We start from the raw sequence: 14596 nt of genomic DNA on the forward strand, positions 1-14596 counted from the left end.
TTCGGGTTTTTGCGAAGGACAGCGGGCGCGATACCTTGCGTCACCGGCTTGGCCGTCCCTCGCCACCGATGGGGAGGGACGGGGCCCGCCGCATAAACACCGGGGGAGGCGTCAGCGTGAGGGTATTGAACGGGGTTGTCGGGTTCGCGAGTTTCGAGTCGCGCGCCGTCGAGCGTCGCCTCGATCCGGGCGTGCTCGGCTGCGTCCCTCGTCTTTTCCGCCGCCGTTCGGCCAAACAGCTGCCGATTCTGGTCCGCGCGTGCGGAAGCCTCCGCCCGGGCCCGCTGTTTTCGCGCGCGCCGCAGATTGATTACTTCACCCACGCGCTGCTCATGCGAGGAAGCGGTCCTTCAGCGCCAGCATCGCCAGCGCCGCGTTCGCCGCGCCGCCGCCCTTGTCGCCTTCGGTGGGCTTTGCCCGCGTGAGCGCCTGCGCCTCGTTCTCGGTGGTCAGGATGCCGTTGCCGATCGGCAGGCCGTCCATCGTCAGCTGCATGATGCCGCGCGCGCTCTCGCCCGCGACGATCTCGAAATGATAGGTCTCGCCGCGGATCACGACGCCGAGCGCGACATAGGCGTCGAACGTCTCGCTCTCGGCCGCCAGCGCGATCGCGCCGGGAACTTCGAGCGCGCCGGGCACGGTGATCGTCTCGTGCGTGTGGCCGGCGGCTTCGATCGCCGCCTTCGCACCCTCGACCAGCAGGTCGTTGAGGTGATCGTAGAATCGGGCTTCGACGATGAGGAGATGGGCCATCAGTTTGAACTCTCTTCGGTATCCAGGGACGCGATCCGCCGTTCGCCGACGATCGACAGGCCATAGCCGTCGAGTCCGACCAGCGTGTGATGCGTGTTCGTGATCAGCACCATGTCGTGCACGCCGAGTTCGGTCAGGATCATCGCGCCGACGCCGTAGTCGCGCAGCTCCTCCATATCCGGCGTGATCTCCGCACCGGCCTTCTTCATGACCGCCGAGGTGAAGGTGTTGCTGCGCGGGCGGTTGATGACGACGATCACGCCGGCGCCCTCGTCCGCGATCATCTGCATCGAGCGAGCGAGGATACGGCCGCGATCGCCCGATTCACCGAAGATGTCGGCGAACGGCGACAGCGCGTGCATGCGGACGAGCGTTGGCGTGGCGGGGTCGATCCGGCCCTTGACCAGCGCGACCTGTTCGGTGCCCGTTGCCTTGTTCCAGAACGTCAGCGCGGTCCAGTCGCCGCCCCATTCGGAGGTGAAGCTGGCCTCGGCGCGCTTTTCGACGAGATGATCGTAACGGCGGCGATACGCGATCAGATCGCGGATCGTGCCGATCTTGACGTTGTGGAACTGTGCGAAGGTGACGAGATCGTCCATCCGCGCCATCGTGCCGTCCTCGTTCATGATCTCGCAGATCACGCCCGACGGGTTGAGCCCGGCGAGCCGCGCGACGTCGACCGCCGCCTCGGTATGCCCGGCGCGGATCAGCACGCCGCCGTCGCGCGCGACCAGCGGGAAGACGTGGCCGGGGGTGACGATGTCCGGCTTGCCCTTGGTCGCATCGACCGCCACCGCGATGGTGCGCGCGCGATCCGCCGCGGAGATCCCCGTGGTGACGCCTTCGAGCGCCTCGATCGACACGGTGAACGCGGTTTCGTGACGGGTGCCGTTGTTGCGGCTCATCAGCTCGAGGCCGAGCTCTTCGGTGCGGTCCTTGGTCAGCGCAAGACAGATCAGGCCGCGGCCGTATTTGGCCATGAAGTTGATCTTCTCGGGCGTCGCCATCTGCGCGGGGATGACGAGATCGCCCTCGTTCTCGCGGTCCTCGTCATCGACCAGGATGAACATACGGCCATTGCGCGCCTCGTCGATGATCTCTTCGGGGCTGGAGAGATAACCGTGCTTCAGACGGGCAAGCTCAGCGGGCAGAGGCACGGTAATGCTCCATTCTTTGGAGGTAGCGGGCGAGGACGTCGATCTCGATATTGACCGACTGTTCCACGTGGATCGTTCCGAGCGTCGTGACCGCCCAGGTATGCGGGATGATGTTCAGGCCGAACTCGACCTCTCCATCTAGGTCGCGAACGGTGTTCACGGTAAGCGAGACGCCATCGATAGTGACCGAGCCCTTGGGGGCGATGAACGGCGCGATGTCGGCGTCGGCGCGGATCGTGACGCGGTGCGAGCCGCCGTCCTCGGTCACTGCAACGACGGTGCCGAGACCGTCGACATGGCCCGTGACGATGTGCCCGCCGAGCTCGTCGCCGAGCTTCATCGCGCGTTCCAGGTTGAACTTGCGCCCCTGCGTCCACTGATCCGTGGCGGTGCGGCTGATCGTCTCGCCCGAGACGTCGACCGCGAACCAGTTTGGTCCCTTGTCGACGACGGTGAGGCAGACGCCCGAGCACGCGATCGACGCGCCGAGATCGACGGTGGCGGTATCATAGGCGGTCGAGACGACCACGCGCGTTTCGCCGGGCGATTCCACGGTGGTGACGGTGCCGATGTCGGTGACGATTCCGGTAAACATTATCCCTCGTTTCGTTCGCGCTCGTAGACCTCGAGCCGGTCGCTGCCAAGTTGCCGCGCATCGACTGGTGTCCAGCGTTGGTGCGCTTCGGCCAGGTCGGTGAGGCCGATATCGCGGAGTGCGGGGCGGCCGCCGCCGATCAGGATCGGCGCGCGGTACAGCAGGAGCCGGTCGACCAGATCGGCCGCGAGGAACGCCGACGCTACGGCCGCGCCGCCTTCCAAGAGGATGTGATCGACGTGGGGGAGGGTGGCGATGGCGTGCGGCTCGGCGATGACGGTCCAGCCTGCAGGTCCGTCGCCCTCGCCAACATTCCCGCCGCTCTCCCCAATTTCGTCACCCCAGCGTAGGCTGGGGTCCGCCCGTGAGGCTCTGTCGGGCGCCCCACCGGGGATATTCCAGCTTTCGCTGGAATGACGGAACAGGGTGGCGGATAAAAGTACGCGACTTGGCGAGCGATCCTCCAGACCCGGCACGCGCACGTCGAGTCGCGGCGCGTCCGCCTCGTACGTGCCGCGCCCGACGAGGATCGCCTCGTGCCGGCTCCGCTCGAGATGCGCGTGCGCGCGCGCCTGCGGGCCGGTGATCCAGCGGCTCGACCCGTCCGCCATGGCGATGCAGCCGTCGAGCGAGGTCGCGAGCTTCAACGTGACATTGGGGCGGCCGAGCGCCTGCCGGGTCAGGAACCCGGCCATCGAGCGCCGCGCCTCGTCCGAGCGGACGCCGCGGACAACGGCAATGTCGGCCGCCTGAAGCCGGGCAAAGCCCTGGCCTGCCGTTCGCGCGTCGGGATCTTCAAGCGCCGCGACGATGCGCGCGACGCCCGATGCGATCAGTAGGTCGCTGCAAGCGGGACCGCGTTGCGACTGGTGCGCGCAGGGCTCGAGCGTGACGTACGCCGTAGCGCCGCGCGCCCTCGCGCCCGCCTCGGCCAGCGCCATCGCTTCGGCGTGCGGTCGCCCGCCCGGCTGCGTCCGGCCGCGCCCCACGATCCGACCGTCGGCGACGATCACGCACCCGACATTGGGATTGGGTGCGGTCCGCCCGCGAGACCGCTCGGCCAGCGCCAGCGCGGCGCCCATCCACCGAGCATCCGAAGCGTGAGTCAGATCCCCATCGCCTTCAGCTTGTCGTCCAGCCGCTTGAACGAGGCGCGCTGCGCGTCCTCGCGCGCCTTTTGCTCGGCGAGCGCCTTGGCCTTGATCGGTGCGTCGATCCTCTGCTGCGCGACGATCTGCGCATCGGTGCGATCCGCGGGCCATTGTTCGACATAGATGATCTTCGGGCGGTATTCCTGCTCGACGTACGAGTCCTTCATGAACGCGTAGATCAGGAAGCTGGTGACACCGAGCGCCGCGACGAGAAACACCAGCTCGTACGGCCGGCGTTGGCTGAGGAAGAGCCGCAGGTCGCGATAGGCGACGATCGGCGTGAAACGACTGAAAAAGCCCATGCACGCCAAGATAGGAGCGCGGAGCCGGCTAGGCCAGCCCCGCATGGCGGGAGGGCAACGTGGCCCTCGACCGCCGCGACCATTTGATTACCGCGCCGCCAGTCGCTCCAGCGCCCGCTCGCGCCCGATCAGCGGCAGCAACGCCGCCATGTCCGGCCCATGATCGCGCCCGGTCAGCGCGCGTCGCAGCGGCAGGAACAGCGCCTTGCCCTTGCGCCCCGTCTCGTCCTTCAGCCGCGCGGTCAGCGCGTGCCAGGGATCGCTCGACCAGTCGATCGCCGCAGCCGCCGCCACGGCGCTGTCGAGATATGAGACGTCCGTATCGCTCTCGATCGCGATGGGCCCTTCGATCACGCCCCACCAGTCCGCGGCGTCCGCCAGCGTCACCAGATTGGGCCGCACGGCGTCCCAGGCGGCCGCGCCCATGCCCGCCGGCAACCGCGCGACCACGTCGTCATACGGCAGCGCGTGGAGAATCCGCGCGTTCAGTTGCGCGAGCTCGGCCTCGTCGAAGCGGGCCGGTGCGCGGCCGAACCGGGCAAAGTCGAACCCCGCGATCAGCGGCGCGGCGTCGGCGATCGGCTCGACCGGATCGCTCGTGCCGATCCGCGCGAGCAGCGCACGCACCGCCTGCGGCTCGATCCCGACCGCGCGGAAATGATCGACGCCGAGCGAGCCGAGTCGCTTGGACAGCTTGCCCTCCGCCCCCGTCAGCAACGCCTCATGCGCAAACCGCGGCGGCGCGACGCCGAGTGCGGCGAACATCTGCAATTGGAGCGCGGTGTTCGACACATGGTCCTCGCCGCGCACCACATGCGTTACGCCCATCTCGGCATCGTCGATCGCCGATGGCAGCATGTACAGCCACGATCCGTCGGCGCGGCGGATCACCGGATCGCTCATCGTCTTCGCCTCGAAATGCGCCGCGCCGCGGATCAGGTCGTCCCAGGCGATCGCCGAGTCGTGATCGAGCTTGAACCGCCAATGCGGCCGCACGCCGTCCGCCTCCAGCCTGGCCCGTGCCGCGTCGTCGAGCGCGAGCGCCGCGCGGTCGTAGATCGGCGGCAACCCGCGCCCGGCCTGGATCTTGCGCTTCAGGTCGAGTTCCTGCGTCGTCTCGTACGCGGGATAGACATGCCCGCTCGCGACCAGTGTCGCGAACCGCGCCTCGTACAGCGCGAACCGCGCCGACTGCCGCTCTTCCGCGTCGGGCGTCATCCCGAGCCAGGCGAGATCGGTGCGGATCGCCTCGACGAAGCGCTCTTCGCTGCGCTCGGGGTCGGTATCGTCGATCCGCAGCACGAATTTTCCGCCATTCGCGCGCGCGAACATCCAGTTGTGGAGCGCGGTGCGGATGTTGCCGACATGGAGCCGGCCGGTGGGCGAGGGGGCGAAACGGGTGATCACGGTCATGTGGTTGCTCTAATAGCAGTGCGGCGACGGGCAAACCCTTCCCTGCAACGCTTTCACCGGGCCTTTCACCGGGCGATTCGTGCGCCTAAGGGGTTCGCGTGATCGAGCGGGGAAGACTTTCATGAAACTGATGACCGGCAATTCGAACCTGCCGCTGGCGCAGGAAATCTCCGCCTATCTTGAGATTCCGCTGACCGACGTCAGCGTGCGGCGCTTCGCGGACGAGGAGGTCTTCGTCGAGATCAACGAGAACGTCCGCGGCGAGGACGTGTTCGTGATCCAGTCGACCGGCTATCCCGCGAACGACAACCTCATGGAATTGCTGATCATGATCGACGCGCTCAAGCGTGCGTCGGCGCGGCGCATCACCGCGGTGATCCCGTATATGGGCTATGCGCGGCAGGATCGGAAGCCGGGCCCGCGCACGCCGATCTCGGCCAAGCTGGTCGCCAACCTGATCACCGTGGCGGGCGCGAACCGCGTGCTGTCGGTCGATCTGCATGCCGGCCAGATCCAGGGCTTCTTCGATATCCCGACGGACAATCTCTATGCGGCGCCGGTGATGTCGGCGGACATCCTCGCCCGGTTCAAGGGCAAGAATCTGATGGTCGTGTCGCCCGACGTCGGCGGCGTCGTCCGCGCGCGCGTGCTGGCCAAGCGACTCGACAACGCGCCGCTCGCGATCGTCGACAAGCGCCGCGAGCGCGCGGGCGAGTCGGAGGTGATGAACATCATCGGCGAGGTCGAGGGGCGCTTCTGCATTCTGATCGACGACATCGTCGATTCGGCTGGCACGCTGTGCAACGCGGCGGCGGCGCTGAAGGAAGCCGGCGCGGAGGACGTCGTCGCCTATGTCACGCACGGCGTCCTGTCGGGCGGTGCGGTGGCGCGCGTCGAGGGATCCGAACTGCGCGAATTGGTGATCACCGATTCGATCGGCAATCACGAGGTCATCAAGGGCGCACACGGCAAGATCCGCCATCTGCAGATCGCGCCGTTGCTCGGCGAGGCGATCAAGCGGATCGCGGACGAGACGAGCGTTTCGAGCCTGTTCGACTGAGACCGTGATTCTGCCGCGACGGCGGGGACCTGTTATGGGCTCCCGCCGATGCGGGAGAACGGACGCGGGGCCTACCGCTGCGACAGGGCCACGATGTGGTCGAATACTGCGGGATGCAGCGGTTTTGCGAACGCACAGCCGTATTTGAACTTGTCGCGCCACGCGACGACCGCCTCGAGCGCCGCCAATCCGGGCAGCGTGAGCCACACCACCGTTCCCGGCCACAATGTAAAGCTCGTCTCTGCGCGAAAGCCCGAGAGCGAGAGGTCGGTCACCTCGATCTCGAATCGCGTCTGGCCCCGATCGCGCAGATGCGCACGCATCTTCACGGCCTTGCGTAGCGCCTGGCGAAGTTCCTCGCCCTTCGGTTCGGCGGGAGGGATGGGGACGGGCTGTGTCATGTCCGGAACATTGCTCCCTAAGTGGTTACTAATCTCCAAACGCCCTACGATTCGCTGGCTTGAGGAGTGGCTGCGCGCGCCAGGACCGGCGCGCGCATACCCATGCGGAATCGCCGCGTGAGTTTGGCTCTCAGGTTTTCCGGTTTGGGGGCGACAAGAAAGCCGAAGCTGACATGGCCGTCCTCGGGCTCGACGTCGTGAAACCCGAAATAGATCATGCCGCAGGTGGCGACTCCTGCGCCGATCCAGGCGAAGCCCGGCCACCAGTCGAGGTGCATCCCACCCAGCACCAGCACGAACGACGGCACTGCGAAGATCGCGGCGTACAGATCGTTCAATTCCCCGTTGCCCGGCTGCGCGCGGTGATGGCTCTCGCGCAGGCGCCAGCCGAAGCCATGCATGATCCAGCTTTGCGCGGCATACGCCAATACCGCCATGCCGACCACGGAAGCGACAAACAGGAAGATGCCAAGTGAAATCGCCATTCTCCTTTGATAGGGATCGGCAGGCCGCACGGCAAAAGGCGAATCCTTCTCGTCATACCAGGGAGAAGGCCCCAAAAACCGATGCAATTCAAGTTTATTGCGACCGCGACGCAAGTGCAAATGCCTTAAGGGTGGATTTGCGCCCCGCCCTGTGCTTTACGCCGACCCAATTCCCGAGTTTCCTAAAAATTGCGTGGAGCCTTCCCGATGAACATCCATGAATATCAGGCCAAGGAACTGCTGGCCAAGTTCGGCGTCCCCGTCCCCGCCGGTTTCGCGGCGCTGACCGTCGAGGAGGCCGTCGAGGCCTCGAAGAAGCTCCCCGGACCGCTCTACGTCGTCAAGGCGCAGATCCACGCCGGCGGCCGCGGCAAGGGCAAGTTCGTCGAGCTCGGCCCCGATGCCAAGGGCGGCGTCCGCCTCGCCAAGACCGAGGACGAGGTTCGCGCAGCCGCGACCGACATGCTCGGCAACACGCTCGTCACGATCCAGACGGGTGACGCGGGCAAGCAGGTCAACCGCCTGTACGTCACCGACGGCGTCGACATCGACAAGGAATTCTACCTCGCGCTGACGCTCAACCGCACCACCGGCCGGGTGATGATGGTGGCCTCGACCGAAGGCGGCATGGACATCGAAGCGGTCGCGCACGACACGCCCGAGAAGATCCAGTCGATCGACATCGACCAGGCGACCGGTTTCATGCCGCATCACGGCCGCGCTGTTGCTGCAGCGCTCGAGCTGACCGGCGATCTCGCCAAGCAGGCCGCGAACACCGCGTCGAAGCTGTACGACGCCTTCATCGGCACCGATGCCGAGCAGATCGAGATCAACCCGCTCGCCGTCACCAACGACGGCAAGCTGATGGTGCTCGACGCGAAGGTCGCGTTCGACGGCAACGCGCTGTTCCGCCACAAGGACCTGCTCCAGCTGCGTGACGAGACCGAGGAAGATCCCGCCGAGCTCGAAGCGTCGAAGTACGACCTCGCCTATATCAAGCTCGACGGCGACATCGGCTGCATGGTCAACGGCGCGGGCCTCGCGATGGCGACGATGGACATCATCAAGCTGAACGGCATGTTCCCGGCCAACTTCCTCGACGTCGGCGGCGGCGCCAACAAGGAGAAGGTGACGGCCGCGTTCAAGATCATCCTTGCGGATCCCAACGTGAAGGGCATCCTGGTCAACATCTTCGGCGGCATCATGAAGTGCGACATCATCGCCGACGGCATCGTCGCGGCGGCGAAGGAAGTGAACCTCTCGGTCCCGCTGGTCGTCCGTCTCGAGGGCACGAACGTCGAGAAGGGCAAGGAAATCCTGGCCAACTCGGGTCTCGCGATCGTCCCGGCGAACGACCTTGGCGACGCCGCCAAGAAGATCGTCGCGGAAGTGCAGAAGGTCGCGGCGTAACCGTCGCCCACTGCATACTGATCTTGCGAAAAACGGGGCTCGGACGGAAACGTCCGGGCCCTTTTCGTTGGTCTCGATCGCCAGCTTCACGATCCTCCCCAGCCAGGGGGAGGTGGCACCGAAGGTGACGGAGGGGGAGGAGACGGAGCAGAGGTTTCGCTTACCTCCCCCTCCGTCTGGCAAGTGCCAGCCACCTCCCCCTGGCGGGGGAGGATTCGGCGAATCCACGACCGGTCTGCCGGGCACACCGCCGTGACGCTACGGCACAGCGATGTTTCCATACCGGACTTGCGAAAAGCCGTCGAAATCGCCATCTGTCCGCCCAACGCCCCCTGGGTAACAGGCGGACGAAACGAACTTATTCACCTTGGAAGGAACCCCGATGAAGGTGCTGGTGCCGGTCAAGCGCGTGCTTGACTACAATGTGAAGCCCAGAGTGAAAGCGGACGGGACGGGCGTCGATCTGGCGAACGTCAAGATGAGCATGAACCCGTTCGACGAGATCGCGGTCGAAGAGGCGATTCGCCTCAAGGACAAAGGCGTGACCGAGATCGTCGTCGTCTCGATCGGTGAGCAGAAGTCGCAGGAAACGCTGCGCACCGCGCTCGCGATGGGCGCCGACCGTGCGATCCTCGTCGTGAGCGAGACCAAGGTCGAGCCGCTCGGCGTCGCCAAGATCCTCGCCAAGATCGTCGAGGAGGAAAAGCCCGACATGGTCATCCTCGGCAAGCAGGCGATCGACGATGACAACAACCAGACCGGGCAGATGCTCGCCGGCATCCTGAACTGGGGCCAGGGCACGTTCGCGTCGAAGGTCGAGATCGCCGACGGCTCGGTCCATGTGACGCGTGAAGTCGATGGCGGCGCGGAGACGGATACGCTGAAGCTCCCCGCGATCATCACCACCGATCTTCGCCTCAACGAGCCGCGCTATGCGTCGCTGCCGAACATCATGAAGGCCAAGTCGAAGCCGATGGCGCAGAAGACGCCCGCCGATTTCGGTGTCGACGTGACGCCGCGCCTGACCACGCTGAAGGTGGTCGAGCCCGCCAAGCGCTCGGCCGGGATCAAGGTCGCCGATGTCGACGCTCTGGTCGGCAAGCTCAAGGAAATGGGAGTCGCCAAGTGAAGACGCTCGTCTGGGTCGAACATGACGGTCAGGCCGTCAAGGATGCCTCGCTTTCTGCCGTGACTGCGGCTAGCCAGCTCGGTGAAGTCCATCTGCTGGTCGCAGGCCAGGGCGTCGACGGCGTCGCCGCCGAGGCCGCCAAGATCGCCGGCGTCGGCAAGGTGCACGTCGCCGACGACGCCGCGTTCGCGCATGCGCTCGCCGAGAACGTCGCGCCGCTGATCGTCGAGCTGATGGCCACGCACGATGCGTTCGTCGCGCCGTCGACCACGCACGGCAAGAACATCGCGCCGCGCGTCGCCGCCTTGCTCGACGTCATGCAGATCAGCGACATCCTGTCGGTCGAGAGCGCGGACACGTTCACGCGTCCGATCTACGCCGGCAACGCGATCGCAACCGTACAGTCGTCGGATGCGAAGAAGGTCATAACCGTCCGCGGCACGGCCTTCGCCAAGGCGGCGACCGAGGGTGGTTCGGGCGAGATCGAGGCGGTCGCGTCGACCGGCGACAAGGGGCTGTCGACCTTCGCCAGCGCCGAGATCGCCAAGAACGAGCGTCCCGAGCTGACCAGCGCGAAGATCATCGTTTCGGGTGGCCGTGCGCTGGCGTCGAGCGAGCAGTTCCACGCGACGATCGATCCGCTCGCGGACAAGCTCGGTGCCGGCGTCGGTGCCTCGCGCGCCGCGGTCGACGCGGGCTATGCCCCGAACGACTATCAGGTCGGCCAGACCGGCAAGATCGTCGCACCGGAAGTGTATGTCGCGGTCGGCATCTCGGGTGCGATCCAGCATCTCGCGGGCATGAAGGACTCGAAGGTCATCATCGCGATCAACAAGGACGAGGACGCGCCGATCTTCCAGGTCGCGGACATCGGCCTGGTCGGCGATCTGTTCAAGATCGTGCCGGAGCTGACGGAGAAACTGTAAGCCCAAGCGAGGCGTGCAGCGCAGCAGCACGCCGCTGCGAACCAGCGAAGCGCAGGTTCGCAGGCGACAAGCCGGCCGGCGGCGCGATAGCGCCGACCGACGACGCGGGATTTACTCCCGCGGCGCGCGCCACGAACGGGCGGTGTGACTTAGGTCGCACCGCCCGTTCTCGTATGGAGTAAGCGCGAGGGGTCGCAGATGCGAACCATCCGGCAATTTAGCAAACCAGCACCTCCCTACACCCTCCCCCCGGCGCAGGCCGGGGTCCAAGTGGGAAACGGCATTGATGCGCGTGGCGCGTCATCACCAAAGCCTCACCAATTGGGCCCCGGCCTCCGCCGGGGGGGGGGGCTTGAGATTGACGGCCCCCTCGAAAAACTAGGCGGCTCAGTCGGAGTTTACTCGGCGCCTGCGGGTGGGGTGAAGAGCCACCCTCTTCGTAGCCAACGCTGCCCCCACCCCGTTGCCGCCCGCCGCGCCCCTCCCCAATTAGCCGGGATGTACGGCGTCCACCCGAGCCCGCGCGATCGCCTGATATCCGCGGGCGGTGCCGCGATCCTGTGTGGCGTCATTGGCTACGCGCTGATCCTCGGTCTCGGCGTGCGCATGCCCGTCGCCATCCCCGATGCGCTGAAGACGTTCGCAATTGGCCCCGCATCGCCCCCGCCGCCGCCTGAAACGATCATCCCCCTTCCGGCGAAACGCCACCGTCCCGAAGGCGCCGCGGCGCCCGCCAAGCTGCGCGCCAAAGCGACCGACATCGTCGTGCCCGAGCCGATCGTGCCGCCCCCCGTTTCACAGCCGCCGGTCATCGTCACGCTGAAGCCCGGCCCCGGCAGCGAGGCCACCACCGGGGCCGCGCCGATCCCAGGCTCCGGAACCGGCGCGGGTGGCGAGGGCGACGGCAAGGGCAGCGGCGGCTCCGGAGATGGCGACGGCGGCGCCGAGACCCCGCCAAAGCTGCTCAACGGCCGCTTTAAGACAAAGGATTTTCGCGCTGCCGAGGCCGTAATCGGCGCGGGCGGGACGGTCGGCGTGCGCTACAGCGTCGAGACCGACGGCAGCGTCACGCACTGCGGGATCATGCGATCGAGCGGCAATGCGGTACTCGATGCGACCACCTGCCGCCTGATCGAGCTGCGCTTTCGCTATCGCCCCTGGCGCGACGCGGCGGGGCGGCCGGTCCGGTCGACCGTCGTCCGCAACCAGTCATGGGTCAACCAGCGCGGACCGCCCTCGCGCGGCGACAGATCGAACCCTCTATCGCCCGAGCCGTCCCCCGCTCAGGATCCGCGCGGCGGTCGGTAAAACCGTCATCAACGCGCGTCCCAGACCGATCGTAACGGCAAGCACCAGCACCGGCTGGACCAGCAGATACGCCGGATACAGCCCCGCGCCGAGCGCGCCGGTCATCAGCCCGATCACCGGCCCGAACAGCCACAACAGCACGAGATGATCGCAAAAGGCGAGAAATCCGTAACGCTCGATGCCCCGCAAGCCGTCTGCGACGCGGCTCCCCGCCAACGCCCATGCCACACGCCAGAACAGCACTGCGGACGCCAGCCGGAACACAATGTCGAACGCCGCCATCGCGTGTGGATGCGCGTCGAAGAAGACGTTTCCCAGCAACGCCGTCCAGAGCCGCGGCGCGATCAGCACGACGAACGGCAACGCGCACAGCGCGACCGGCCACCGCGCCACCGCCTCAGCCACGCCGAAGCGCCGCGCGGCGATCCCCGCGGTAAAGAACAGCAGGATCTGCGGCCGCAACAGCAGCGGCACGTGCACCCCGGACACGCTCCACACAGCGGCCGCGATCGCAACCACCGCCAGCCATGGACTCGACGCACGCACCAGAACCGGCGCGATCATCATCGCGACGAACAGATCGCGCAGGAACGGCATCTGCACGTTGATGTCGTTGGCATGGACCAGCGGCACGAGCTCGTTGAGCGTCCAGCCGATGCTCGACGGCGTCGGCGCCTTCAGGTTTCCGACCGTCGCTGCGGCACCGACCAGCAGGATCGCGATCGCGTTCCACAGCAACATCGGCAGCAGGATCGTCCGCGCCTTGCCACGCAGGAACGCGCCATAAGGCCGGCGCATCGCGGTCGAGACGACCAGCCAGCCCGAGATCATGCCGAGCAGCGGCACGGCGTTGCGCCCGAACATCTCGCCCAGCACGGTGCGCAAGATTGCCTGTCCGCTGAACGCGACCGTCGCCAGCTCCTCCGCGCTGCGCCCGGTCCAGGCGTGGACATAGACGATTCCCATGATCCCGATCAGCCGCGCGATCGCGATCGCGGTGGAAAGCCGGCTCTCCGCGCCGCGTGCCGGTTCGGCGGTTCCCGTGTTCAAGTGCGCCCCTCCGCCTGCGTGCTGCGTGCGCCTTACCCGGCTTGTCGCGCGCGAACACTGTGTTCAGGATGGAGCGGACGTTACGGGGGACAAAGACATGATCGCCGCTTTCCTGCTGATGGCTGCGCAGGCGGGGCCCGACGCGGTCCTATCCCGCCGAGTTGAGCGCGTGCTGGAGCGGAGCCCGGTCATCGACGGGCATAACGACCTAGCCTGGGAGATTCGGGAGCTGCACGACGCGAAGGTCGAGGCGGTGAATCTGGCGGCCGACACCACGCAGCTGCCCAATCCGCTCCAGACCGACATCTCGCGTCTGCGTAAGGGCCATGTCGGCGGCCAGTTCTGGTCGGTCTACATCCCCGCCGACGCGCCGCGCGCGGTCGAGATGACGCTGGAGGAGATCGATATCGTCCGCCGCTTCGTCGCGGCGAACCCGGCGACGTTCGAACTGGCGACCACCGCCGCCGACATCCGCCGGATCGAGAAGGCTGGGCGGATCGCCTCGCTGATCGGGGTCGAGGGCGGGCACCAGATCGACGGGCGGCTTTCCGTGTTACGCCAATACCGCGCGCTCGGCGTCGCCTATATGACGCTGACGCATGGCAAGAGCCTGAACTGGGCGGACAGCGCGACCGACGCACCGCGCGCCAACGGGCTCAGCGATTTCGGGCGGCAGGTGATCGCCGAGATGAACCGGATCGGGATGATCGTCGACGTCAGCCACGTGTCGGACGCGACGATGGTCGCTGCGCTCGCCGCGACCCGGGCGCCGGTGATCGCCTCGCACTCCAGCGCGCGCGCGATCGCCGACGCGCCGCGCAACATCCCCGACGATCTGCTCCGCGCGATCGGGGCGAACGGGGGCGTGGTGATGGTGAACTTCTACCCATCGTTCCTGTCGAGTGCGTGGCGGGGCTGGGACGGCGCGCGGACCGCCTATGCCAAGAGCATCGGCGTGCCGGCGGGGGTGTACGGCGCCAAATCGCCCGCGCCGCTCGTCGCGTGGGACGCCGCGCATCCCGAACCGCAGGTCACCGTCGCTACGGTCGCTGATCATGTCGAGCATATCGCGCGACTCGCCGGCCACGACCATGTCGGGATCGGGGGCGACTTCGATGGCATCCAGGGGACCGGGCCGATCGGGCTGAAGGGCGTCGACAGCTATCCGCTGCTGTTCGCCGAACTCGCGCGGCGCGGGTGGAGCGATGGCGATCTGGCGAAGCTGTCGGGGGGCAACGTCCTGCGCGTGATGGAGGCGGTGGAAGGCGTTGCGAAGGCGATGGCGGGGCTTCCGCCCGTCGATGCGATCGACGTGGCATCGCGATAGGGTCTTGGCCGGCCGTCACGTACGCTGCAACCGTGACAGCCAAACCCCGTCGCCCCAGCGAAAAGCTGGGGTATCCTTCCGTATCAGGTGACGCGTGCCAAACGGGGATATCCCAGCGTTCGCTGGGAT

General features: G+C 66.8%; 16 protein-coding genes. 6 read left to right on the plus strand and 10 right to left on the minus strand.

Annotation, left to right across the window (positions count from 1 at the left end; genetic code table 11):
* The 7 genes from ASE88_RS19790 to gltX all read right to left on the minus strand — a co-directional run.
* On the minus strand, window positions 1-323 hold a 323-nt coding region (locus ASE88_RS19790), incomplete at its 3' end, for a DUF4169 family protein (protein WP_082466388.1).
* Window positions 324-330: 7 nt separating this feature from the next.
* On the minus strand, window positions 331-753 hold the full coding sequence (gene ribH / locus ASE88_RS07945) for a 6,7-dimethyl-8-ribityllumazine synthase (protein WP_056419110.1): 423 nt from the start codon (window positions 751-753) through the stop codon (window positions 331-333).
* Window positions 753-1910 carry a 3,4-dihydroxy-2-butanone-4-phosphate synthase gene (ribB, locus tag ASE88_RS07950; RefSeq protein WP_056477394.1) on the minus strand — a complete coding sequence of 386 codons (1158 nt, stop codon included), beginning with the start codon at window positions 1908-1910 and terminating at the stop codon, window positions 753-755. The genes ribH and ribB overlap by 1 nt, the downstream gene beginning before the upstream one ends.
* Window positions 1894-2505, minus strand: coding sequence for a riboflavin synthase (locus ASE88_RS07955; RefSeq protein WP_056477396.1), 612 nt, complete (start codon window positions 2503-2505; stop codon window positions 1894-1896). The genes ribB and ASE88_RS07955 overlap by 17 nt, the downstream gene beginning before the upstream one ends.
* Window positions 2505-3587: a bifunctional diaminohydroxyphosphoribosylaminopyrimidine deaminase/5-amino-6-(5-phosphoribosylamino)uracil reductase RibD gene (gene ribD, locus ASE88_RS07960; protein WP_056477398.1), complete on the minus strand. Its 1083-nt coding sequence runs from the start codon at window positions 3585-3587 to the stop codon at window positions 2505-2507. Before ribD ends, ASE88_RS07955 begins: the two co-directional genes overlap by 1 nt.
* Before the next feature lie 23 nt (window positions 3588-3610).
* Window positions 3611-3958 (minus strand): hypothetical protein, encoded by a 348-nt coding sequence (locus ASE88_RS07965; protein ID WP_056477400.1) that lies wholly within the window; start codon window positions 3956-3958, stop codon window positions 3611-3613.
* Between the two features lie 87 nt (window positions 3959-4045).
* Window positions 4046-5371, minus strand: coding sequence for a glutamate--tRNA ligase (gltX, locus tag ASE88_RS07970; protein ID WP_056477402.1), 1326 nt, complete (start codon window positions 5369-5371; stop codon window positions 4046-4048).
* A 121-nt stretch (window positions 5372-5492) separates the two neighbouring features.
* Here gltX and ASE88_RS07975 point away from each other — a divergent pair, with 121 nt between their 5' ends.
* Window positions 5493-6431, plus strand: a complete 939-nt coding sequence (locus tag ASE88_RS07975) for a ribose-phosphate pyrophosphokinase (protein WP_055874773.1) — start codon at window positions 5493-5495, stop codon at window positions 6429-6431.
* 71 nt (window positions 6432-6502) lie between these two features.
* On the opposite strand, the gene ASE88_RS07980 is transcribed toward ASE88_RS07975, so the two are convergent.
* Both ASE88_RS07980 and ASE88_RS07985 read right to left on the minus strand, forming a co-directional pair.
* Window positions 6503-6832 carry a PilZ domain-containing protein gene (locus ASE88_RS07980; protein WP_055874768.1) on the minus strand — a complete coding sequence of 110 codons (330 nt, stop codon included), beginning with the start codon at window positions 6830-6832 and terminating at the stop codon, window positions 6503-6505.
* A gap of 44 nt (window positions 6833-6876) precedes the next feature.
* Window positions 6877-7317, minus strand: coding sequence for a hypothetical protein (locus ASE88_RS07985; RefSeq protein WP_056477404.1), 441 nt, complete (start codon window positions 7315-7317; stop codon window positions 6877-6879).
* 207 nt (window positions 7318-7524) lie between these two features.
* Between ASE88_RS07985 and sucC the strand changes: the two genes are divergently transcribed.
* The 4 genes from sucC to ASE88_RS19735 all read left to right on the plus strand — a co-directional run bounded on the left by sucC (window position 7525) and on the right by ASE88_RS19735 (window position 12090).
* Window positions 7525-8727, plus strand: coding sequence for an ADP-forming succinate--CoA ligase subunit beta (gene sucC / locus ASE88_RS07990; RefSeq protein ID WP_055874762.1), 1203 nt, complete (start codon window positions 7525-7527; stop codon window positions 8725-8727).
* Between the two features lie 382 nt (window positions 8728-9109).
* Entirely contained in the window at window positions 9110-9856 is a 747-nt protein-coding gene (locus tag ASE88_RS07995; protein ID WP_055874757.1) for an electron transfer flavoprotein subunit beta/FixA family protein, read from the plus strand.
* Window positions 9853-10782: an electron transfer flavoprotein subunit alpha/FixB family protein gene (locus ASE88_RS08000; protein ID WP_056477406.1), complete on the plus strand. Its 930-nt coding sequence runs from the start codon at window positions 9853-9855 to the stop codon at window positions 10780-10782. Before ASE88_RS07995 ends, ASE88_RS08000 begins: the two co-directional genes overlap by 4 nt.
* A 498-nt stretch (window positions 10783-11280) precedes the next feature.
* Window positions 11281-12090, plus strand: coding sequence for an energy transducer TonB (locus tag ASE88_RS19735; RefSeq protein WP_056477408.1), 810 nt, complete (start codon window positions 11281-11283; stop codon window positions 12088-12090).
* Here the strand turns inward: ASE88_RS19735 and ASE88_RS08010 are convergent.
* Window positions 12043-13140, minus strand: a complete 1098-nt coding sequence (locus tag ASE88_RS08010) for an acyltransferase family protein (RefSeq protein ID WP_055874748.1) — start codon at window positions 13138-13140, stop codon at window positions 12043-12045. The genes ASE88_RS19735 and ASE88_RS08010 overlap by 48 nt on opposite strands.
* Window positions 13141-13237: 97 nt before the next feature.
* Between ASE88_RS08010 and ASE88_RS08015 the strand changes: the two genes are divergently transcribed.
* On the plus strand, window positions 13238-14467 hold the full coding sequence (locus ASE88_RS08015; RefSeq protein WP_056477410.1) for a dipeptidase: 1230 nt from the start codon (window positions 13238-13240) through the stop codon (window positions 14465-14467).
* Window positions 14468-14596 lie beyond the last annotated feature (129 nt).

The sequence above is a fragment of the Sphingomonas sp. Leaf38 genome (assembly GCF_001421825.1).
Classification (GTDB): Bacteria; Pseudomonadota; Alphaproteobacteria; order Sphingomonadales; family Sphingomonadaceae; genus Sphingomonas.